General features: G+C 55.4%; 17 protein-coding genes. 9 read left to right on the top strand and 8 right to left on the bottom strand.

Features of this window, described 5'->3' with window-relative positions; translation table 11 throughout:
* The first annotated feature begins 265 nt into the window (after window positions 1-265).
* The 5 genes from pulA to AC1Z3F_RS09865 all read left to right on the top strand — a co-directional run bounded on the left by pulA (window position 266) and on the right by AC1Z3F_RS09865 (window position 8001).
* A complete protein-coding gene (pulA, locus tag AC1Z3F_RS09885) occupies window positions 266-3385 on the top strand; it encodes a pullulanase-type alpha-1,6-glucosidase (RefSeq protein WP_242632476.1) in 3120 nt (1039 codons plus the stop codon).
* A gap of 556 nt (window positions 3386-3941) precedes the next feature.
* Window positions 3942-5795 carry a molecular chaperone DnaK gene (gene dnaK, locus AC1Z3F_RS09880; RefSeq protein WP_131088940.1) on the top strand — a complete coding sequence of 618 codons (1854 nt, stop codon included), beginning with the start codon at window positions 3942-3944 and terminating at the stop codon, window positions 5793-5795.
* 13 nt (window positions 5796-5808) lie between these two features.
* On the top strand, window positions 5809-6390 hold the full coding sequence (locus tag AC1Z3F_RS09875) for a nucleotide exchange factor GrpE (RefSeq protein WP_131088939.1): 582 nt from the start codon (window positions 5809-5811) through the stop codon (window positions 6388-6390).
* Window positions 6391-6475: 85 nt separating this feature from the next.
* Window positions 6476-7453: a DnaJ C-terminal domain-containing protein gene (locus AC1Z3F_RS09870; RefSeq protein ID WP_131088938.1), complete on the top strand. Its 978-nt coding sequence runs from the start codon at window positions 6476-6478 to the stop codon at window positions 7451-7453.
* A 119-nt stretch (window positions 7454-7572) separates the two neighbouring features.
* On the top strand, window positions 7573-8001 hold the full coding sequence (locus tag AC1Z3F_RS09865) for a heat shock protein transcriptional repressor HspR (protein WP_131088937.1): 429 nt from the start codon (window positions 7573-7575) through the stop codon (window positions 7999-8001).
* On the opposite strand, the gene AC1Z3F_RS09860 is transcribed toward AC1Z3F_RS09865, so the two are convergent.
* Together AC1Z3F_RS09860 and trmB are read right to left on the bottom strand one after the other, a co-directional pair.
* Window positions 7998-8624 (bottom strand): GNAT family N-acetyltransferase, encoded by a 627-nt coding sequence (locus tag AC1Z3F_RS09860; protein WP_131088936.1) that lies wholly within the window; start codon window positions 8622-8624, stop codon window positions 7998-8000. The genes AC1Z3F_RS09865 and AC1Z3F_RS09860 overlap by 4 nt on opposite strands.
* Before the next feature lie 51 nt (window positions 8625-8675).
* Entirely contained in the window at window positions 8676-9533 is an 858-nt protein-coding gene (gene trmB, locus AC1Z3F_RS09855) for a tRNA (guanosine(46)-N7)-methyltransferase TrmB (RefSeq protein WP_131088935.1), read from the bottom strand.
* Window positions 9534-9658: 125 nt separating this feature from the next.
* On the opposite strand from trmB, the gene AC1Z3F_RS09850 reads away from it, so the two are divergent.
* Window positions 9659-10069 carry a YccF domain-containing protein gene (locus tag AC1Z3F_RS09850; RefSeq protein ID WP_131088934.1) on the top strand — a complete coding sequence of 137 codons (411 nt, stop codon included), beginning with the start codon at window positions 9659-9661 and terminating at the stop codon, window positions 10067-10069.
* A 71-nt stretch (window positions 10070-10140) separates the two neighbouring features.
* Here AC1Z3F_RS09850 and AC1Z3F_RS09845 read toward each other — a convergent pair whose 3' ends face one another.
* The 3 genes from AC1Z3F_RS09845 to AC1Z3F_RS09835 form a co-directional block, all read right to left on the bottom strand.
* Window positions 10141-11325 carry a TerC family protein gene (locus AC1Z3F_RS09845; protein ID WP_131088933.1) on the bottom strand — a complete coding sequence of 395 codons (1185 nt, stop codon included), beginning with the start codon at window positions 11323-11325 and terminating at the stop codon, window positions 10141-10143.
* A 262-nt stretch (window positions 11326-11587) separates the two neighbouring features.
* The gene (locus AC1Z3F_RS09840; RefSeq protein ID WP_131088932.1) at window positions 11588-12055 is read right to left on the bottom strand and encodes a GNAT family N-acetyltransferase; all 468 of its coding nucleotides are present in this window, start codon (window positions 12053-12055) and stop codon (window positions 11588-11590) included.
* A gap of 30 nt (window positions 12056-12085) precedes the next feature.
* On the bottom strand, window positions 12086-12580 hold the full coding sequence (locus tag AC1Z3F_RS09835; RefSeq protein ID WP_483565629.1) for a DinB family protein: 495 nt from the start codon (window positions 12578-12580) through the stop codon (window positions 12086-12088).
* Between the two features lie 114 nt (window positions 12581-12694).
* Between AC1Z3F_RS09835 and clpB the strand changes: the two genes are divergently transcribed.
* On the top strand, window positions 12695-15283 hold the full coding sequence (clpB, locus tag AC1Z3F_RS09830; RefSeq protein WP_131088930.1) for an ATP-dependent chaperone ClpB: 2589 nt from the start codon (window positions 12695-12697) through the stop codon (window positions 15281-15283).
* 88 nt (window positions 15284-15371) lie between these two features.
* On the opposite strand, the gene AC1Z3F_RS09825 is transcribed toward clpB, so the two are convergent.
* Window positions 15372-16028, bottom strand: a complete 657-nt coding sequence (locus AC1Z3F_RS09825) for a septum formation family protein (protein ID WP_131088929.1) — start codon at window positions 16026-16028, stop codon at window positions 15372-15374.
* A 224-nt stretch (window positions 16029-16252) separates the two neighbouring features.
* Here AC1Z3F_RS09825 and AC1Z3F_RS09820 point away from each other — a divergent pair, with 224 nt between their 5' ends.
* Together AC1Z3F_RS09820 and AC1Z3F_RS09815 are read left to right on the top strand one after the other, a co-directional pair.
* Window positions 16253-16471 carry a DUF3073 domain-containing protein gene (locus tag AC1Z3F_RS09820; protein WP_131088928.1) on the top strand — a complete coding sequence of 73 codons (219 nt, stop codon included), beginning with the start codon at window positions 16253-16255 and terminating at the stop codon, window positions 16469-16471.
* 190 nt (window positions 16472-16661) lie between these two features.
* Complete coding sequence (locus AC1Z3F_RS09815; RefSeq protein ID WP_131089816.1) at window positions 16662-17552, top strand: Sir2 family NAD-dependent protein deacetylase; 891 nt, start codon at window positions 16662-16664, stop codon at window positions 17550-17552.
* An 81-nt stretch (window positions 17553-17633) separates the two neighbouring features.
* On the opposite strand, the gene purM is transcribed toward AC1Z3F_RS09815, so the two are convergent.
* Together purM and purF are read right to left on the bottom strand one after the other, a co-directional pair.
* Window positions 17634-18773, bottom strand: a complete 1140-nt coding sequence (gene purM / locus AC1Z3F_RS09810) for a phosphoribosylformylglycinamidine cyclo-ligase (RefSeq protein ID WP_131088927.1) — start codon at window positions 18771-18773, stop codon at window positions 17634-17636.
* An 80-nt stretch (window positions 18774-18853) separates the two neighbouring features.
* Window positions 18854-20377 carry an amidophosphoribosyltransferase gene (purF, locus tag AC1Z3F_RS09805; RefSeq protein WP_131088926.1) on the bottom strand — a complete coding sequence of 508 codons (1524 nt, stop codon included), beginning with the start codon at window positions 20375-20377 and terminating at the stop codon, window positions 18854-18856.
* Window positions 20378-20419: the final 42 nt, after the last annotated feature.

Genomic DNA, 20419 nt, shown 5'->3' with positions numbered 1-20419 from the left:
AAAGCTGTCCAGGGCTTCGTGTTTTAAGCGCTCAAAAAGTGGCAATCAAGATGGGCGATGTCCCTCGTCTTGAGGTTCTACTGCAAGCGTTTTCTATGGAAAAAGATGGAAAACTTCCATAAAGATTGCCAGTTGACCTCCTTATTGATGTAAATGTTGAAAACGCTTGCACTCTGTGAATACTGCTAAGTAGTGTGGTCTGAATCACTGGCCTGCCACTTGTTGTGGCGCGCCATCAGCACTGTCGAATTCAATGGAGCATTTCGTGAACAGCACTAGCGCTACTTTCTCTGCGCGCCAACATCATTCACCCCCGCAGTACCCAAAGCGCACATGGCGCCGCTGGCTGACTGCTTTGACTGCCACTCCGGTACTGGTGCTGGCGCCGGTCTCACCGTTGGCTCTGGTGGCCGCTTCGGCTAACGGACCCACAGTCACCTTGGTTGGCAGTTTTCAAGATGAACTGGGTTGCGGTACCGAATGGGAAGCAAGCTGTGCAGCAACAGCGATGACTGATGCTGACGGGGACGGAACGTACGAGTTCGCCACCGACAAGATCCCCACTGGAACCTACGAGTTCAAGGTGGCACACAATGGTGGTTGGGATGAGAACTATGGGTTGGGCGGAGCCCTTGGAGGCGGAAACTACAGTCTTTCGGTCAAGTCGGGCGACTCGGTAACCTTCAGCTACGATTCAACAACTCATCTAGTGCAGGTTGATGGCACTAGTGCGACGATTGCCGGGGTTGGGCAATCCAAAGCGCAGTGGATCTCTGCCGATACGATTGCCATCCCGCGAGACTTAGGTAGCGGGGAAAGCTATGCTCTCTACGCTTCGAAAGATGCCAAGCTGAGGTTGGACGGGGAGGAAATTTCCGGAGCGAAACCGATTGAACTCAAAGGAGTTATCAGCGGGCTCACCGAAGCGCAGCGCAAGAAATTCCCACACCTAGCCGACTACCGCGCACTGCGCGTGAACATGTCGCGGGAAGTTACTGCAGCCGTCTTGCGCTCACAATTGGCCTTGGCGCGTTGGGATGTTCAAGACGGAGCCAAGAAGCTCACCGCATTCACCGCACTGCAAACCTCCGGTGCCATTGATGATCTCTATGCGACGGCACTTCAAAAAGTAGAACTTGGCGTGAGCTTCACCGGCAAACGACCAACCTTCAGGCTTTGGGCACCCACTGCCCATGAAACGACGCTGTTGATCACCGACCAAAACGAGAAGACAACCCGGCATCAAGCCAGCTACGACGCAGCTAGTGGAGCATGGACCGTCAACGGTAAGCCACAGATGGCGGAAGCCAAATACCGGTGGGAAGTACGGGTCTTTGTTCCCGAGACCGGCAAGATCGAGACCAATATTGTCACCGACCCTTACTCGGTTGCCTTAACGACGAACTCCACTCAGTCCGTGGCAGTGAACTTGGAAGATCCTAAGCATCAGCCCAAGCAGTGGCGCAAAGCCGAAGCAAATGATGTTCAGAAAGATGTGGACCGCAGCATCTACGAGCTTCAAATCCGTGACTTCTCAGTCTCCGACTCATCGGTGACAGAAAATCTTCGGGGTCGTTTTGGAGCCTTTGGTGCCAACGGTGCAGGAAGCAAGCAACTTCAAGAACTGTCGGACGCAGGTTTGACCACTGTGCACCTGCTGCCAAGTTTTGATATCGCGACAATCCAAGAGGATGAAAAGCAGCGAACTGAAACTGACTGCAAGTTGCAGTCCTTGCCTGCCGCCTCAAGTGAACAGCAAGAATGCGTCACCGCTCATGCAGGCGAAGATGGATTCAACTGGGGATATGATCCTTTCCACTTCATGGCACCGGAGGGATCCTACGCGACTAATCCCGAAGGAGCGCAGCGTGTAGAAGAGTTCCGTGGCATGGTTGGATCCCTGCACAGCATGGGACTGGAAGTTGTGTTGGACCAGGTCTTTAACCACACCGCGGCCTCTGGTCAGGCAGAGAAGAGTGTGTTCGACAAAATCGTGCCCGGATACTATCACCGACTGGACGCCGCCGGCAACGTAGAAACCTCGACCTGTTGTGAAAATCTAGCGACGGAACATGCGGCCGCACAGAAGCTCATGGTTGATTCACTGGTGCTGTGGGCCAAGGACTACAAGGTTGACGGTTTCCGCTTTGACCTCATGGGGCATCATTCACGCGAAACCATGGAGGCTGCGCGCAGTGCATTAGATGAACTCTCACCTACACGCGATGGTGTGGATGGAAAGTCCATCTACCTCTACGGCGAGGGCTGGAACTTTGGGGAAGTAGCCAACAACGCCCGGTTCTATCAAGCCACCCAAGGTCAACTCAACGGTACCGGCATCGGTACCTTTAACGACCGGCTGCGCGACGCGGTCCACGGTGGCAGTCCGGTGGATTCATCATCAACCTTCCGTCAGGGCTTCGGTACCGGACTGGGCACAGACCCTAACGGGAACGAGGTTAATGGAAGTACCGAAGAAGCGCTCAAAGATCTAAGCCATGAAACGGACCTGGTGCGTTTGGGCTTGGCTGGCAATCTTGCCGGATTCGAATTCCTCGCTGCCGATGGCAAGGTGCACCGTGGTGACGAATTGGATTACCGCGGATCTGCTGCTGGTTATGCCTCGCAACCTGGAGAAGTAATCAACTATGTTGATGCGCACGACAACGAGACACTCTACGATCTCACCGTGCTCAAGCTGCCTCTCGAAACTTCCATGGAGGATCGTGTGCGAATGAATACGTTGTCCCAAGCTGCGGTGATGTATTCGCAGGCTGTTCCTTTCTGGCATGCCGGAACAGAACTGTTGCGCTCAAAATCTCTAGACCGAAATAGCTATGACTCGGGGGACTGGTTTAACCGAATCGACTTCTCCGGCCAGGAAAATACGTTCGGTTCTGGTCTACCTCCCAAGGCTGATAACGGTGAGAAATGGGATCTGATGGCACCGCTGTTGGAAGATCCTGAGCTCAAGCCAGATGCCAAAGCGATGTCCCAAGCTGAAGGTGCAGCTCTTGACCTCTTGCGTACCCGCAATGAAGTTGGCCTCTTGAGGTTAGGAACTGCCGAGCTGATTGAGCAGAAGGTTAGCTTCCCGCTCAGCGGTCCAAAGGCGGATCCGGGAATTATCGTGATGCGCATTGACGATACCGTGGGTGCAGATGCGGACAGCAAGCATGATGGGGCCTTGGTCGTTTTTAACGCTTCTCCTGAAGAGAAAACACAAACCCTTAAGGACCTCGTTGGGCGCGAGTATTCGCTTGCCTCTGCACTGGAAGATGGAAGCGATCAGCGAGTAAAGTCGACTTCCTTCAAGAGCGAGAGTGGCGAACTTTCGATTCCTGCGCGCACCGCCGCGGTGCTCGTGGAAGCTGAAAGCGACTAAAAGTCTTGGGTTAGTTATTTGATCAGCCGATCGCTTGCTCAGCTCTTGCGAAGCTCAATTCAAATAACTACATAGCTGGCCACGCTCATAGCGAACAACCCACCCTCGCCTCGGCAAGGGTGGGTTGTTCGTTGCCAAAGACAAAGTAGGAAATTGATCCCACGAAGCGGAAGTAAGGGAATGCAACCCGCGGTGGATTTGGTCCTCGGACTAACTGTGCTGGGCGCCTATGAAAGTCACATAACGTTGTGATTGCCCAAGCCAGCTGGATAATTCTGTAGCCCATCACGACAACTTGGGATTCAGGAAGAAGTCTTTGATTCATCGCATCTAGGGCAGTTAGTGGCGTCCGCGTAGCTGGGAGAGAAATTTTTTTGCGGTAGGGGAATTATTCGCTCACCTCACCCGTTGAACAGAGCAGAACGCAAAGTTGAGTGAGGTTGGCTCAAGTTGATTTGACAGTCGAAAACGGCTGAGTAAACTTGAGTCCAGAACGCTCAATGAGGATAAACGTCCTCAGCGTTAGTACTTTCAACCAAGGCAAAGGAGAGCCATTATGTCGCGTGCTGTAGGTATTGACCTAGGAACCACCAACTCCGTAGTTTCCGTACTCGAAGGTGGTGAGCCAACCGTTATCGCTAACGCGGAAGGCAACCGCACTACCCCGTCAATCGTTGCTTTCTCGAAGAGCGGCGAAGTTCTGGTTGGCGACATCGCCAAGCGCCAGGCCGTCAACAACATCGACCGCACCATCGCGTCGGTCAAGCGTCACATGGGTACCGACTGGACCATCGACGTAGACGACAAGAAGTACACCGCGCAGGAAATTTCCGCTCGTACCTTGATGAAGCTGAAGAACGACGCTGAGTCGTACTTGGGCGAAAAGGTCACCGACGCAGTGATCACCGTTCCTGCCTACTTCAACGACGCTGAGCGTCAGGCAACCAAGGAAGCCGGCGAGATCGCTGGCATGAACGTACTGCGTATCGTCAACGAGCCAACCGCAGCTGCACTGGCTTACGGCCTGGAAAAGGGCAACGAAGACGAACTCATCTTGGTCTTCGACCTGGGTGGCGGTACCTTCGACGTTTCCCTGCTTGAGGTTGGCAAGGATGACGACGGCTTCTCCACCATTCAGGTTCGCTCCACCGCTGGTGACAACCGCTTGGGTGGCGATGACTGGGATCAGCGCATCGTAGATTGGCTGCTGGCTCAGGCTAAGGCCAAGGGTGCAGATTTGTCCAAGGACAAGATTGCCCTGCAGCGTCTGAAGGAATCTGCTGAGCAGGCCAAGAAGGAACTCTCCTCGGCTACCAGCACCAACATCTCCCTGCAGTACCTTTCGGTTACCCCAGAAGGCCCAGTGCACCTGGACGAGCACCTTTCGCGTGCTAAGTTCCAGGACCTCACCAAGGACCTGCTGGAGCGCACCCGTAAGCCATTCAACGACGTTATCGCTGAAGCAGGCGTTAAGGTTTCGGACATCGCCCACGTAATCCTCGTTGGTGGTTCCACCCGTATGCCAGCCGTTGCTGAACTGGTCAAGGACCTGGCCGGCAAGGAAGCTAACAAGGGCGTAAACCCTGATGAGGTTGTCGCCGTTGGTGCAGCTTTGCAGGCAGGCGTACTGAAGGGCGAGCGCAAGGACGTTCTGCTAATCGACGTCACCCCACTGTCCCTGGGTATTGAAACCAAGGGCGGCGTGATGACCAAGCTGATCGAGCGCAACACCGCAATCCCAACCAAGCGTTCGGAAACCTTTACCACCGCTGAAGACAACCAGCCTTCGGTATCGATCCAGGTCTTCCAGGGCGAGCGCGAGTTCACCCGTGACAACAAGGCTCTGGGCACCTTCGAGCTGACCGGTATCGCACCAGCACCACGCGGTATCCCACAGGTTGAGGTCACCTTCGACATCGACGCCAACGGCATCGTGCACGTATCCGCTAAGGACAAGGGAACCGGCACCGAGCAGTCGATGACCATCACCGGTGGTTCCTCACTGTCCAAGGAAGACATCGAGCGCATGGTTCAGGAAGCTGAAGCACACGCCGAAGAGGACAAGGCTCGCCGCGAGGCAGCTGAGACCCGTAACGCTGCTGAGCAGGCTGCCTACTCGGTAGACAAGCTGATCAAGGACAACGAAGACAAGCTGCCAGAAGAGGTCAAGACCGAGGTCCAGGCCGACGTTGACGCACTGAAGGCTGCCCTTGAGAAGCAGGATAACGACGACGAGGTCAAGGCCGCGTTCGAGAAGCTGCAGGCATCGCAGACCAAGCTGGGCGAGGCTATCTACGCCAACGCTTCGGCTGAGGGTGCTGAGGCAACTGCAGGCGAGCAGGCTCCAAACGCTGATGAAGACATCGTCGACGCCGAGGTAATCGACGAAGACGAAGCCGACAAGAAGTAGGGAGTTGGGGAATATGTCCGAGGCAAAAGACCAGAACGAAAACTTCGACGCTGAGTCGGAGAACCAGCCAGAGGCCGCAAGCGAGCAGCCAACCGCTGACGCCCTGGGTCAGGCCGAGGCGATCCTGAACGAGGCTGGTGCTGGCGTGGACGAGTCGGCCGAGTCGCAGGAAGCTGCTAGCGCCGGTGAGGCCGAGCTACGCAACGACCTGCTTCGGTTGCAGGCTGAATACGTCAACTACCGTCGACGTGTTGAACGTGACCGTGCCGTGGCCCGCGAAAACGCTGTCCAGTCGGTGCTGACCACCATCCTTCCGGTACTCGATGAAATCGATGCAGCCCGGGCGCATGGGGATCTGACCGACGGACCGTTCGCGGCGATCGCCAACAAGCTGGATACCATTTTGGTTCAGCATGGCCTGGAGCGCATCAACGAGGCCGGTGTGGAATTCGACCCGAACATCCACGAAGCACTGCTTCGCCAGGCTGTTCCGGAAATTCCAGCCGACCATGTGGGTCAGGTGTTGCGTAACGGTTACCGCAAGGGAACCACCGTCCTGCGCGCAGCGCAGGTATTGGTCGCAACCGGCGAATAGCCACGAATAACACAATTGAAACTGCCCACTGCCGAGACTTCGTCAGTGGGCAGTTTCGAATTGGCATTGAAAGGATGGGGCCCTGATGGCAAGTCAGGACTGGATCGAAAAAGACTTCTACGCCATTTTGGGCGTCGCCAAGGACGCCAATGAGGCGGACATTAAAAAGGCGTACCGCAAACTTGCACGCAAGTACCACCCTGATACCAATCAGGGCGACGTGACCGCTGAACAGAAATTCAAAGACATTTCCGAAGCGCACTCGGTGCTTGCCGATAAAGAACAGCGTGAGCAGTACGACGCCATTCGCGCTATGGGTGGCGGAGCACGCTTCTCAGCTGGCGGCGCAGGTGGCGCACCGGGTGGTGGCCAAGCCGGCTTTGACGACATCTTCTCCAACCTCTTTGGTGGCGGAGGCGGGGCACGAACCCGTGGCGGACAGCCGGACTTCTCCGACCTCTTTGGTGGGGGAGGATTTGGTGGTGGCGGCGGTGGCTTCGGACAAAGCGCACCACCACGAAAGGGAGCGGACCGCACCGCGAACACCTCGATTTCCTTCTCCGGATCCATCAAGGGAACGACCATTGGGCTACGTGAGCAGAACGGCGAAGTCATCGATGTGCGCATCCCCGCGGGCATCAAGGACGGACAGTCCGTTCGCGTACGCGGCAAGGGCCAGCCAGGAGCTGCCGGCAACGGTGACCTGCTAGTCAAGGTCAAGGTTGCGGAACACCCTTTCTTCAAGCGCGAAGAAAATAATATCCGTGTCCACGTGCCGGTCACTTTTGACGAAGCGGTACTCGGCGCCAAGATCCATGTGCCAACCTTGGATGGCGACACCGTGGCGATGAAGGTACCAGCAGGATCCAACTCCGGTCGTACCTTGCGGCTGAAGGGCCGCGGCGTGAAGACGTCAAAGGCCACTGGTGACCTGCTGATCATCTTGGATGTAGTGATTCCGCAGAACCTGTCGGACGCTGCAAAGAAGGCAGTCGAGGACTTCGCTGCTGCAACACAGGACGCAGATCCCCGAGAGGACCTGGCCGCTAAGGCCAAGCTCTAAAACAGGGAAGTCCGCTTTCCTTCCTGCCGTGCCCTCGAAGTGGCACGGCAGGAAAGATAGACTCGGTGACTAGAGACTTAGGAGCAAATAAGCCATGGATGAAAGGTGGTTGAACCAACGTGAACGGTGAGTACCTGCGACCTGTATTCGTCATTTCCGTCGCCGCCCAACTGGCAGATATGCATCCGCAGACGTTGCGCCAGTACGACCGCATCGGTTTAGTCTCGCCCAGTCGACAGTCCGGCAAGCAGCGTCGCTATTCGCAGCGTGACGTTTCCTTGCTGCGCCAAGTTCAAACACTGAGCAAGGACGGGGTCTCCCTAGAGGGGATCAAGCGAATCCTGGATCTGCAAGATCAGGTTGCCTACCTGCAAACTGAAGTGAATGATCTGCGCAATGAACTAAGCGCCGTGCGCCGTGGCCAAACACGCATCTTTGCCGCCGGTACTTCCGGGGGTGACGTCGTTTCCTTGGCTCGTGGCATGCGCCCAGAACGTCGTGAACCGACCGTAACGTTGTTTACCACCCGCCGGGCTATCGGCCGCTAGAGTCGCCCGTGGCGTTCTAGACGCGCCTGAAGATTGGTGCGCACCGCTGGCCATTCGTGCGGCAATATCGAGAAAATCACGGTGTCGCGCAAGGTCCCAGTTGTTGGATCATATTTGTGATTGCGCAGCACACCGTCCTGCTTTGCACCAAGGCGCGTTATGGCGGCTCGAGAAGCAGCATTGTGCCAGTGGGTGCAGAATGCTACAGAGTAACAATCTAATTCTTCAAAGGCACGCTGCAGTAGCAAGTACTTTGCCGCCGGGTTAATTCCGCTTCCCTGAGCAGCGACCGACAAGTAGGTTGCACCGATTTCAACGCGCCTATTTGGCTGGTCAATGTTTAGATAAGTGGTGGCACCCACCGCTTTACCTGTTGCGACGTCAATGATGGCAAAGGGCGCCATAACCCCAGCATCCTGTAGCGCCAAACGATTCTTGATATCGTCAACCATCTGTTGGGCTGACGGAATGGACGTGTACCAAATCTTGTCCAGCGCGCCGGCGGTGACCACCTCGGCTAAGTCGTCGGCGTGATCCACGGAAAGCTGTTCCAGGCGTACCCCGGCGTATTCCATCGTGGGAGTCTGCGCGTACGTATTGGTTTCGGATGCAAAGGTGGCCATGGAATCCATCCTATGGATTCCATGGCCACCAAACACTTCTTGTCGTTGATATTAACCGACGCGGGTGTAAGCCAAATCGAAAACGAGACGTCCAGCCTTCAGCGCTTTGCCTTCAAAGCTGGTGAGGATGCGACGTTCAAAGCGCGGAGCCCAGCCACCTTGTTCATCAAGGAATTCTGGCTCAGGGTCAAAGCCTTCCATGCCGTCGCGGCGGACCTTGGTCAGGTTGCTCTCAACACCCGCGAGGTTGCCTGGATGCTGATTCTCAAAGTCTGCATGGGCTTCCAAGACTTCGCGCATTTGCTCCGCGTAGTTGGACCAGTCGGTAGCCAAGCGCAGGGTTCCACCTGGCTTGAGCACACGCGACACCTTGTCCAGGAAGGACTGCTTGATCAAGCGGCGCTTGTGGTGGCGAGGCTTGTGCCAAGGGTCAGAGAAGAAGATCCAGATTTCATCGGCGCTATTCTCATCAAGCATCACGTCCAAAACTTCCGGAGCGTTGGCCTGAACTGCGCGGACGTTGCTGATCTCGAAGGATTCAACCTTCAGCATTAGTTGTGCAAGTCCCGGACGGTAAACCTCAACTGCGAGGTAGTTACGCTCAGGATCATCCTTGGCAGCATTAGCGATGCATTCTCCAAGGCCGGTACCGATCTCCACGATGAGTGGAGCGCTACGGCCAAAGGCCTGCTCAGGGTCTAGCTTAAAATCATCGGCAACCGAGGTGTCGGCAATCTTGCGCGGCGGATCAATGACGTACTGCTCGGCATTGCGTTCCCATGCGCTGGCACGACGGCCTTGCAAACGGTTGCCACGACGCACAAACGACACTGGTTCTGCGCGGAAGAGATTTGGGTCCTTGGGGGCAGTTCCTTCGGCAGGGCGCTGCTGATCGCTCGATTCGCTCATGATGATTAATCCTAGCGGAGCAACGGGGTCGGTTGCTTGCCAGAAAGTGGGGGATTGGACACCCTAGGGGAAAATCCGGGGGATCACCCATAGTGCAACGGCCAGCTAGGGAAGAAGATATACCTATGACTGATTTAGTGCGCGGTATTCTCAACATTATTTGGCTGGTGTTCGGCGGGCTTTGGCTTGCGCTGGGCTACGTCTTGGCCGGCATTATTTGCTGCTTACTGATCGTAACCATTCCCTTTGGCATCGCTTCGTTCCGGATCGCAGGGTATGCGTTGTGGCCGTTCGGCCGCACTGCCATCGATCGCGGTCCGGTCGGTGCCTTCTCCACTTTGGGCAATATTATTTGGGTACTCGTTGCGGGTATCTGGATTGCTATTGGGCACATCGTTACTGCGATCCCGATGTTTGTTTCCATCGTTGGTATTCCTCTGGGCATCGCGAACCTGAAGATGATCCCCATCTCCTTGATGCCACTGGGCAAGGTCATCGTGCCTTCCGATTACTACATCGCTGGCATCCGCCGTTAGGCACTCCTGCAAAGATTTGGCCACCACCTCCGACTGGAGATGGTGGCCAATTCTTTGGGCGCAAGCAGAAGCTAGCTATTTAGATAGTGTTCGTGTTGCTGATGCGCTTCGGCAACTTCTTCGCGAATCTTCTCGACGTCTTTGGCCTTGTCCCGGTATTTCTTGGCCATCGACTTCACGTAGGCTTCCTCTTCAAGCAAGGCCTGGTAGATGCGTTCACGTTCGTTTGGATCCGAGGTGTAGGTCAGATCTGTGTAGCTACTGGCGTGACGTCCTAGGTTGCCAATAGCAGTCTGAGCCTTCCCGGCCTTGCTGAACAGGGATGCAAGTACGGTAATGAGCAAGGCACCAATGATTACGGTCAAGGACAATCCGGTACTAATTTCGATGACTTGAACGTGTTCACCGTCGTTGATGAATGACAGATTGTTTTCGTGCAGTGCGTGCAGGATCAGCTTGACGCCGATGAAGGCCAGGATCGCTGCGAGACCGTAGGACAGGTAGATCAGTCGATCAAGCAACCCGTCAAGAAGGAAGTACAACTGGCGCAGTCCCATAAGTGAGAATGCTGTCGCGGTAAAGACGATGTAGACATTCTGGGTTAGGCCGAAGATGGCCGGGATCGAATCCAGAGCGAACAGAATGTCGGTTCCACCGATGGCCACCATGACCAGGAGCATCGGGGTCAGTACTTTTTTGCCGTCAATCTTGGTGAAAAGTTTGTCACCGTCGTAGCTATCGGTGGTGTGGAACAGCTTCTTGGCGATACGGATGATGAAGTTATTGGCTTCATCAGATTCATCATCTTTCTTCAGCAAATTGCCTGCAGTTAGCAGCAAGATCAAGCCAAAGAGATAGAAGACCCAGGCGAACTGGTTGATCAGGGCTGCGCCAACAAAGATGAAGCCGGTGCGGGCAATCAGCGAAAAGACGATGCCAAAGAGCAATACTTTTTGCTGGTCTTCACGGGGGACTCGGAAGCTAGCGATGATGATCAGGAATACAAAGAGGTTATCTACCGACAGTGCTTTTTCGGTGATGTAACCAGCGAAGTACTCGGTGCCCATATCGATGCCGCCGAAGATCAGTACAAAGACTCCGAAGAGCAGGGCAATGCCAACATAAATGCTGGACCAGATCGCTGCTTCTCGCAGGTTCGGAACGTGGGCCTTGCGTATGTGGAAGAAATAATCGAAGGCCAACAGGCCGAGAATGAGCACCACAGTGAGGGTCCAAATTAGGGCAGATACTTCCATGGAAGGTCCTACTTTCGTAAGGCGCGTTTAGACGATTTTGAGTAAGTCTCTTCGCCTGCTTAGAGCTGGCCGTAAAACCCGGTAGACCTATGAAGGTCCACGTATTGACGGGTGAAACGCTTATGAATACTCCCTTACGTATTTCAAGCCTAACGTGTTTTGTCAGTGGCTGGGAAGACCCGCAGTGCAGATGAAGATGTGATTAGTGACATACATGGTTCGTGTTCGCGCGTTCTGAGTGAGCGTGGATCATGTGGCCATCCTAGAGCGTTTTGCGCATCTTGACGCTGGTGGTTTCGAATCCTAAGGATTCATAGAGGCCGCGTGCAGCATGATTGAACCCAAAGACGCTTAGCCCAAGAGTCTTTGCGCCTTGGGCGAGAGCGTAGGCTTCCGCTAGTTCCATAGCTTCCCGGCCAAAGCCTTTGCCTTGGTATTCGGGATCCACCATGATGTCCCACAGCCACCAATAGGCTGGATCTTCGGAGGTGTCTCGACCAATCCAGAGGTACCCGACATCGCCAAATTCATCATGATCCAGAATGAAGACCGCGTTGGAATCGGTGGGAAGGGAATCCGGAAATGATCCTGCCATGGTTCGTTCGGCATTGTCCTGCGCTTTAGCCGGACTTGTACCTGCAGTGATGAGATCTGCGACGTATTCGCTGGTACTGCGCTTGAGCCATGATGAGAATTTTTGGGCGGGGATGGGGATGAGGGTTAGTGACATCTTCGCTGCGTTTCCGTTGGTTGGGGAGTGCTACTGGCGTGCATCGATGATTTGTTCACGCACGATATCTGCGTGCCCGCAGTGCTGAGCGAGTTCACGAAGTACGTGGAGCTGAATCCAGCGTAGCGGTAGTGGCCCTCGTCGGTTTCCTGGGAAGATCTCGTCCCCACTCGTGCCCTGTACTACTTTGCGAGAGTGTTCGATGGCCTGAGTGTAGTCACGTTGCACTGATTCAATGCTGTCCGTGGGTAGGAGGTCAAAGGTCTCATCTGGGCTATCGGGGATTCCCAGTTGCTTGCGTGAGGTCCCAGCGGCAGCTTCGCCGAACCAAACGCGTTCAACGAAGGTGGCGTGCTTGAGCAATCCAAGTAACGTCGTCTTGGAATTCACTAGCTGCATAAGTACTTCAGACTCCGTGAGAGTTTCCAAACTGTCGTGCAGCATCTGCCGGTGCTGATCAATGAAAACCTGAATCATTGAGTCGTGATTCGAGCTGTACACCTCGGGGGTATCGGGATTGGTCATGATTCATCCTAAGGCTCTTGCAACGTGTTTCTGGTTGGAATAAAGTCACCTACAATAGAGTTGAGTTAAGTACACTCAAGTTTATGGGTTCACCCAAAGAGAGAAAGGACGAGCGTGGACACCAAACTCACCACTAAGAGCCAGGAGGCTCTCTCAGCTTCCGGTATGAATGCCTCCACCGCAGGCAATGCGCAGATTGAACCAGCGCACTTGCTCAAGGCACTTCTGGATCAGCGAGACTCCGTCGCTGTTGCCCTGCTGAAAACGGCTGGGCTTGATGTTGATGCTCTGTCAGTGAAGGCTAGCGCCACTATTAGTGCGCTGCCATCAAGCTCGGGTAGCTCAGTGGCCCAGGCCCAGTTCTCACGTCAGCTCTTGCAGGTAGTCAGCAACGCCCAGGAAACCGCGACCGAAATGGGCGACACCTACGTTTCTACCGAGCACCTGCTCATCGCACTGGCCTCGGATCAAACCAAGGCCGGCGAAACCATGCGTGACTTCGGTGCTACCCGCGAGCTCTTGGTGGGAACCTTGCCTACCATTCGTGGGGACCGCAAGGTTGATAATCCAAACCCCGAAGCCACTTTCCAATCTTTGGAAAAGTTTGGCACTGACATGACAGCTATGGCGCGCTCCGGCAAGCTAGATCCTGTCATTGGCCGTGACCGTGAAATTCGTCGGCTTGTCCAGGTGCTTTCTCGCAGGACCAAAAACAACCCTGTGCTCATCGGTGAGCCCGGTGTTGGTAAGACTGCAGTGGTTGAGGGGCTAGCTCAGCGCATGATTGCCGGAGACGTTCCCGAGTCCCTGCGAGGCAAGACCCTGATCTCCCTTGATCTGGGTGCTATGGTGGCCGGTGCTAAGTACCGTGGTGAATTTGAAGAGCGCTTGAAGTCTGTTCTTGAAGAGATCAAATCTTCAGACGGGCAGATCGTGACGTTCATCGATGAGATCCATACCGTTGTTGGTGCTGGCGCTTCTGAAGGCGCCATGGACGCCGGAAATATGCTCAAGCCAATGCTCGCCCGTGGTGAACTGCGCCTGATCGGTGCCACCACCTTGGACGAGTACCGCGAGAACATCGAGAAGGACCCAGCCCTGGAACGACGCTTTGCTCAGGTGTACGTTGGAGAGCCGAGCGTAGATGACACCATTGCCATCCTGCGCGGACTCAAAGAACGCTACGAAGCGCACCACAAGGTGTCCATTGCTGACTCCGCACTCGTGGCAGCCTCATCGCTATCCAACCGGTACATCTCAGGGCGTCAGCTTCCAGATAAGGCCATTGACCTCGTTGACGAAGCAGCCAGCCGACTGCGCATGGAGATTGACTCAGCACCAGAGGAAATCGATGAACTGCGCCGTGAAGTGGACCGACTGACCATGGAAGAACTGGCCCTATCCGACCAGAGTGATCCAGCATCAATCGAGCGCTTGGAGGCACTACGCAAAGACATGGCCGACAAGAAGGAAACTCTTGACGCACTGAACTCTCAGTGGGAGTCGGAGAAGGCCGGACTAAACCGCGTAGGTGATCTCAAGGTCAAACTTGATGAGCTACGTGGCCAGGCAGAAAAGGCGCAGCGCGAAGGTGACTTGGAGAAGGCCTCACGTCTTCTCTACGGAGAGATTCCAGCTCTCCAGAAGCAATTGGATGCTGCTGCGCTCGCCGAGGCGAACCGCTCAACCCAAGATAGCATGGTCGCTGACGAGGTCACTGCCGATGACATCGCCGAAGTCATTTCAGCGTGGACAGGAATTCCAGCGGGTCGAATGCTTCAGGGTGAAAGCCAGAAGTTGCTGGATATGGAACAGATCCTTGGCCAGCGGTTGATGGGGCAGAAGCAAGCTGTTAGCGCCGTCTCGGATGCAGTACGCCGGACTCGTGCTGGTATTGCCGATCCCAACCGGCCTACAGGATCCTTCCTGTTCCTTGGGCCAACCGGTGTTGGTAAGACTGAGCTGGCTAAGTCCTTGGCAGACTTCCTCTTTGATGACCCGCGTGCGATGGTTCGAATCGACATGTCTGAGTACTCGGAGAAGCATGCAGTCTCACGCCTCGTTGGTGCCCCTCCGGGATACGTTGGGTATGAAGAAGGCGGGCAGCTCACCGAAGCAGTGCGTCGGCGCCCATACTCGGTGATCTTGCTTGATGAGGTTGAGAAGGCGCATCCAGAGGTATTCGACATTCTGCTTCAGGTGCTCGACGATGGCCGGCTGACTGACGGGCAGGGCCGGACAGTGGACTTCAGGAATACCATCCTGATTCTCACTTCCAACCTTGGTTCGCAGTTCCTGGTTGATCCAAGCATGGAAGAGGCGGAGAAAAAGAGCGCGGTCATGAACGTCGTCAATGCGTCGTTCAAGCCGGAGTTCTTGAACCGCTTGGATGAGGTCATCCTGTTTGATCCACTGAGCCTGGAGGAGTTGGGCAACATTGTGAAGCTGCAGATTGAGCTTCTTTCGCAGCGCCTTGCCGAACGTCGTCTGAGCCTAGAGGTTGATCAGGCTGCCAGTGGATGGCTGGCCCTGACCGGATACGATCCTGCCTATGGTGCGCGTCCTTTGCGTCGCTTGGTTCAGCGTGAAATCGGGGACCGGTTGGCTAAGGAAATCTTGGCTGGCAATGTACAAGATGGTGACACCGTTGAAGTGCTTCTTGACCAAGAGGCGGATCAGCTCAAGGTGTTGAAGAAGAGCTAATAACAAAAAAGTAGGGGCATGAACAGAATCATTCTGTTCATGCCCCTACTCACTTTTTGCTCAAGACTATTGCGCAAGAAATATTTACTTAGCTTTCGGTGGTCTCTTCGGCCTTCGAATCCTCATCCTCGGAAGATTCATCCGTGGACTTTTCGTCTTCAGAATTCTCGGTCGATTCTTCAGGCAAGAGCGAAGTGCGTACGTTGCCTTCGGAGACGCTCAAGAAGCAAGAGACCGTCCGGTCGCCCTGGCCCCAGGTGCTTTCAGAAGGGCGGGAGAAGTGATAAGTCCACGTGGAGTCCAAGCCAGCGCTGGGATCAATGGAGACAGATTTGCACATATCTTCTGACTGGGTCAGTAGCTCGTTGGCGCCAGGGTAGTCGGTGCCGGAAACTTCAAAGGAACCGATCATCTGAGCGTTGTGCGCTGAATTGCAGGTCACGACAGTTTGCGTGTCCAACGGAGAATCGAATTCGCGAAGGCAATCTCCGAGTTCTAGCTGAGCTGGAGGCATTTCGGTTGCAATGATCCCGTCGAGCCCAGGGGATTCGTTGCGTTCCACGTTGTTCGCAATGGGCGAAGCTGGGGGATCTATGATGCGTAACACCACAAAGACCACGGCAGCGGCCAGCGCCAAAACGGCGATGATCATTAGTGCCCATTGGCCACCGCGTCGCTTAGGCTTCTGAGTTTCGGGCTGCAATGGGGGCAATGCCGCCTGCGGCTCCGGCAGATTCTTTTCCACCACCTGCTGGGCTCCTTCATTGTCGGGTCCTGCGAACGTTCATCAGCTCAATACATAGTCGTTGGACTAATTGACAGTCTAGCGGTATCGGAGAGTGTTGCGTTCAATGCTCGCCGGTGAATCATGTTAACCTTTAAATACGAAAGAACTGATCACATATTCGGGGGCCTTCATCTTTTAAGGTGGACCACCTTCCGACTCTACTGAAAAGAGGGGGTCACGCCATGGGGCGCGGCCGTCAAAAGGCTAAAGCACAGCGTCAGGCGCGAGACATTAAGTACTACTCTCCGTCCACTGACCTTTCGGCACTAGAACGCGAGTTGGGCGTTCAGTCCGATCATCATGCTCAAAAAATTGAGCGTAATGATTCATCGTATGAAGAAGATTATTCGGATTACGACGATCTGACTAAGAAGTACTCACGAGACGACGATGAGGATTAATCTCCTTATCTGAGACCGGGAGTTCTTGACTCTCAGTGCCACACCCAAAGCACCAAGTGGTACAGCTCTTCAGTACATTTACGACAAGCCGCAGGGACTAAGCTAAATTAGCTAGTAGTCGCTGCGGCCTTTGTCGTGTCTAACAAGCTTGAGGTGGAACGTGAGTAGCAAAGAAGAGCTATCAATCCAGATGGCGCACCACTCTGCCATACGCTCGATGCAGCGAATTGTGGAGGAGCAAGCTCCACCAACACCCGAAGCCGAAGCGCTTGAGGGTGTGAAACAAATCCTCGCTGCGGGCAACGTGCTAGTTGTTACCGGTGCCGGGGTTTCCACTGACTCGGGCATTCCAGACTACCGGGGCCCTAACGGATCGCTACAGCGTCACCGTCCGATGACTTATCAGGAATTCCGCTACCGTCCTGAAGCACGCCAACGCTACTGGGCGCGCGGCTACGTAGGCTGGCGCCACATGGATAAGGCTGAACCAAACCAGATTCACCGGCGCTTGGTGCAGTGGGAACGTGAAGGCAAGATTAGCGGAATCATCACCCAGAACGTGGATGGCCTGCACCAGCAAGCGGGATCCCAACGCGTGATCCCGGTGCATGGAGATCTCTCGACTGTGCGTTGTCTAAACTGCGGATTTAGCGAGAACCGTAGGGACTTCGACGTACGACTGGAAGCGGCCAACAAGGGTTACATAGAAGCGGTAGAAATTGATCCCGCCGCGGTGAATCCCGATGGCGATGTGGAGCTACCGCAATACCTCATCGACCAGTTTGTGATGGTTCGTTGCCTGAATTGCGATTCCTATGCGCTCAAACCAGACGTTGTCTACTTCGGGGAAAGCGTCCCAGCTGAACGCAAAGAACTCATGACCGCGTTGGAAGAAGAATCCAGCTCCTTGCTTGTGCTGGGGTCCTCCCTGGCAGTGATGAGCGGCTACAAAGTATTGCTGAACTTCGTCAAACGTGAACTGCCCGTAGCGCTGATCACCAATGGCCATGTGCGCGGAGAACAAAAAGCTACCTGGCGTTGGCGGATCCCCTTGGACCAGGCTCTGAGCCAACTGGACTAGGGCTGCCCGAACCTAAGCCGAAATAAACGAAGCGCCGCACTGACAATCAGTGCGGCGCTTCGTTGTAGGTAACTGTGCTGGCTACTTGGCGTAGGCTCCGGTCAGCAGCACTGCGCCACCGTCAACACCCTTAGCACCTTGGACGAAGTCCAAGCCTGCGTCAGCTGCCGACGGATCAATGTTTTCAACCTGACCCATAACCCATGCGCCCATACCTGACTTGTTCAGCAGCTGTACAGCACGGTCTGCCACGGCCTGATCAACGATGGCTACCATGCCAACGCCCAAGTTCAGGGTGCGCTCCAGATCTGGCTGTGGCACGTTGCCCAGAGTCGCGATGGTGGAGAAGACAGCTGGCAAAGCCCAGGTGGAGCGATCCACACGAGCCATCAAGCCCTGTGGCAACACACGAGCGAGGTTGGCAGCTAGGCCACCACCGGTCACGTGGCTGAAGCCATGCACACCGAAGTCCTCGCCGTTGTTCAGATCATCAATCAGATCCAAGCAGGCGGTGGTGTAAATGCGGGTTGGAACAAGCAGTTCTTCACCCAGGGTCTTACCGAACTCGGCAACCTCGCGGTCCAGTTCCCACTTAGCGTGGGCAATAACCCGACGCACCAGCGAGTAACCGTTGGAGTGAATACCTGAAGAGGCCATGCCGATAACAACGTCGCCGGCCAGAACACGTTCTGGGCCGAGCAGCTGATCAGCTTCGATAACACCGGTGGCAGCGCCGGCAACATCGTATTCGTCTTCCGCCAGCAGGCCTGGGTGCTCAGCGGTTTCGCCGCCGACCAATGCGGTGCCAGCGAGCTTGCAACCCTCGGCAATACCGCGAACGATGTCCGCGATGCGCTCTGGGACAACCTTGCCGGTGGCAATGTAGTCGGTCATGAATAGTGGCTTGGCACCTACGACGACGATGTCGTCAACTACCATGCCGACCAGGTCCTGGCCGATGGTGTCGTGGATGTCCAGCTTCTGGGCGATAGCCACCTTGGTGCCCACACCATCGGTGGAGGTAGCTAGGTAAGGCTTTTTGTAACCGGTCAAGAAGGAGACATCAAAAAGCCCGGCGAAACCGCCAACGCCTCCGACGACACCCGAGGTGTGGGTAGCCTTGATCGCACCCTTCATCAACTCAACGGCACGGTCACCGGCCTCAACGTCAACGCCGGCACCGGCATAGGTGATGGAAGTTGGCTGATCATTGCCGCTCATGGCAGAGGTTTCCTTTTCTGTCGTGAGCACCGGTTCTCCGGTGCCGCTTGCAACGAGATGTGTGGGGAGGTCCCGGGTACTTAGCTGATGTTTTCGAATTCGGAATCTGGGCCGGGCTCGCAACCAGGCTGGTTAGCACGCTCAAGCAGATTCTTTCCCCGACGTTCTTCCTGCGGAAGCGCGATCGGGTAGTCACCGGTGAAGCACGCGGTGCACAGACGCTCGCGTGGCTGCATGGTGGCTTCGATCATGCCGTCTTCAGAGATATAGGCCAGCGAGTCAGCACCAATGGAGGTAGCGATCTGATCCACTGCTGCACCATTGGCAATCAGTTCTGCGCGGGAGGCGAAATCGATGCCGTAGAAGCAAGGCCACTTCACCGGAGGCGAAGAAATCTTCACATGCACCTCGGAAGCTCCAGCTTCACGCAGCATACGAACTACCGCACGCTGGGTGTTGCCACGAACGATCGAGTCATCCACTACCACCACGCGCTTACCGCGCAAGACGGTTTCCAAGGCGTTGAGCTTTAGCTTGATGCCCAGCTGGCGAAGGGTCTGCGAAGGCTGAATGAAGGTACGGCCAACGTAGGCGTTCTTCACAAAACCATGGGTGAATGGAATGCCAGATTCTTCGGCGTAACCAATGGCTGCGGGGGTACCAGATTCCGGAACTGGGATCACGATATCTGCATCCGCGCTGTTTTCGCGGGCCAGCTGGCGACCCATTTCTACGCGGGACTCGTAGACCGAACGTCCAGCGATGGAAGCGTCAGGGCGGGCGAGGTAAACGTACTCAAAAACGCAACCCTTGGGGGTAGCCTCGGCAAAGCGGGTGGAGCGAACACCATTCTCATCGATGGCGATCATTTCGCCTGGCTCGATTTCGCGGATGAACGAGGCACCTACGGTAGCCAAGGCTGGCTGCTCGGAGGCAACAACCCAACCGCGGTTCAATCGGCCCAATACCAGTGGGCGTACACCGTGTGGATCGCGAGCTGCGTAGAGGGTGTCTTCGTTCATGAAGACAAAGCAGAAGGCGCCTTCGATTTTAGGCAGTAGTTCCAGCGCGGTTTCTTCCAGCGACTGTCCCTCGGTCCCGGACAAAAGAGCGGTGACCAAAGCGGTGTCGGTGGTATTGCCCTGAGCGATTTCGCCGCGGACCTTGCCACCATCTGCCTGCTGCTTGGCAACAACCATGTCAGCCAAGTCAGCGGAGTTAGTCAGGTTACCGTTGTGCGCCAAAGCAACTGTGCCGGTCTGGGTTGGACCCAAAGTTGGCTGGGCGTTAGCCCAGTGGCTGGCGCCGGTGGTGGAGTAACGGCAGTGGCCAACAGCCAGCTGTCCGCTCATGGAGTTCAAGGTGTTCTCGTCGAATACCTGCGAGACCAGGCCCATGTCCTTGTAGACATTGATGCGTGCACCGTCGCTGGTCGCAATGCCAGCTGACTCCTGCCCGCGGTGTTGCAATGCATACAGACCGTAATAGGTCAGCTTTGCAACCTCTTCGCCCGGAGCCCAAACGCCGAAAACGCCGCATTCGTCCTGCGGCCCCTTCTCGCCTGGAAGCAGGTCGTGATTTAAGAATCCGTCGCCACGCGCCATGTCAGTTATTCTCTCATGTTCTGGTTTGGTCGACACCGACCG

The organism is Glutamicibacter sp. MOO4, from assembly GCF_056934395.1.
The sequence above is the reverse complement of the archived record's forward strand: the minus strand, read 5'-3'. Positions and strand labels throughout refer to the sequence as shown.

Coding starts and splice junctions, on each gene's coding strand:
- dnaK (WP_131088940.1), top strand. CDS start 3,942: ATGTCGCGTGCTGTAGGTATTGACCTAGGAACCACCAACTCCGTAGTT.
- AC1Z3F_RS09875 (WP_131088939.1), top strand. CDS start 5,809: ATGTCCGAGGCAAAAGACCAGAACGAAAACTTCGACGCTGAGTCGGAG.
- AC1Z3F_RS09870 (WP_131088938.1), top strand. CDS start 6,476: ATGGCAAGTCAGGACTGGATCGAAAAAGACTTCTACGCCATTTTGGGC.
- AC1Z3F_RS09860 (WP_131088936.1), bottom strand. CDS start 8,624: ATGGCCACCTTTGCATCCGAAACCAATACGTACGCGCAGACTCCCACG.
- trmB (WP_131088935.1), bottom strand. CDS start 9,533: ATGAGCGAATCGAGCGATCAGCAGCGCCCTGCCGAAGGAACTGCCCCC.
- AC1Z3F_RS09850 (WP_131088934.1), top strand. CDS start 9,659: ATGACTGATTTAGTGCGCGGTATTCTCAACATTATTTGGCTGGTGTTC.
- AC1Z3F_RS09845 (WP_131088933.1), bottom strand. CDS start 11,325: ATGGAAGTATCTGCCCTAATTTGGACCCTCACTGTGGTGCTCATTCTC.
- AC1Z3F_RS09840 (WP_131088932.1), bottom strand. CDS start 12,055: ATGTCACTAACCCTCATCCCCATCCCCGCCCAAAAATTCTCATCATGG.
- AC1Z3F_RS09835 (WP_483565629.1), bottom strand. CDS start 12,580: ATGACCAATCCCGATACCCCCGAGGTGTACAGCTCGAATCACGACTCA.
- AC1Z3F_RS09820 (WP_131088928.1), top strand. CDS start 16,253: ATGGGGCGCGGCCGTCAAAAGGCTAAAGCACAGCGTCAGGCGCGAGAC.
- AC1Z3F_RS09815 (WP_131089816.1), top strand. CDS start 16,662: ATGGCGCACCACTCTGCCATACGCTCGATGCAGCGAATTGTGGAGGAG.
- purM (WP_131088927.1), bottom strand. CDS start 18,773: ATGAGCGGCAATGATCAGCCAACTTCCATCACCTATGCCGGTGCCGGC.
- purF (WP_131088926.1), bottom strand. CDS start 20,377: ATGGCGCGTGGCGACGGATTCTTAAATCACGACCTGCTTCCAGGCGAG.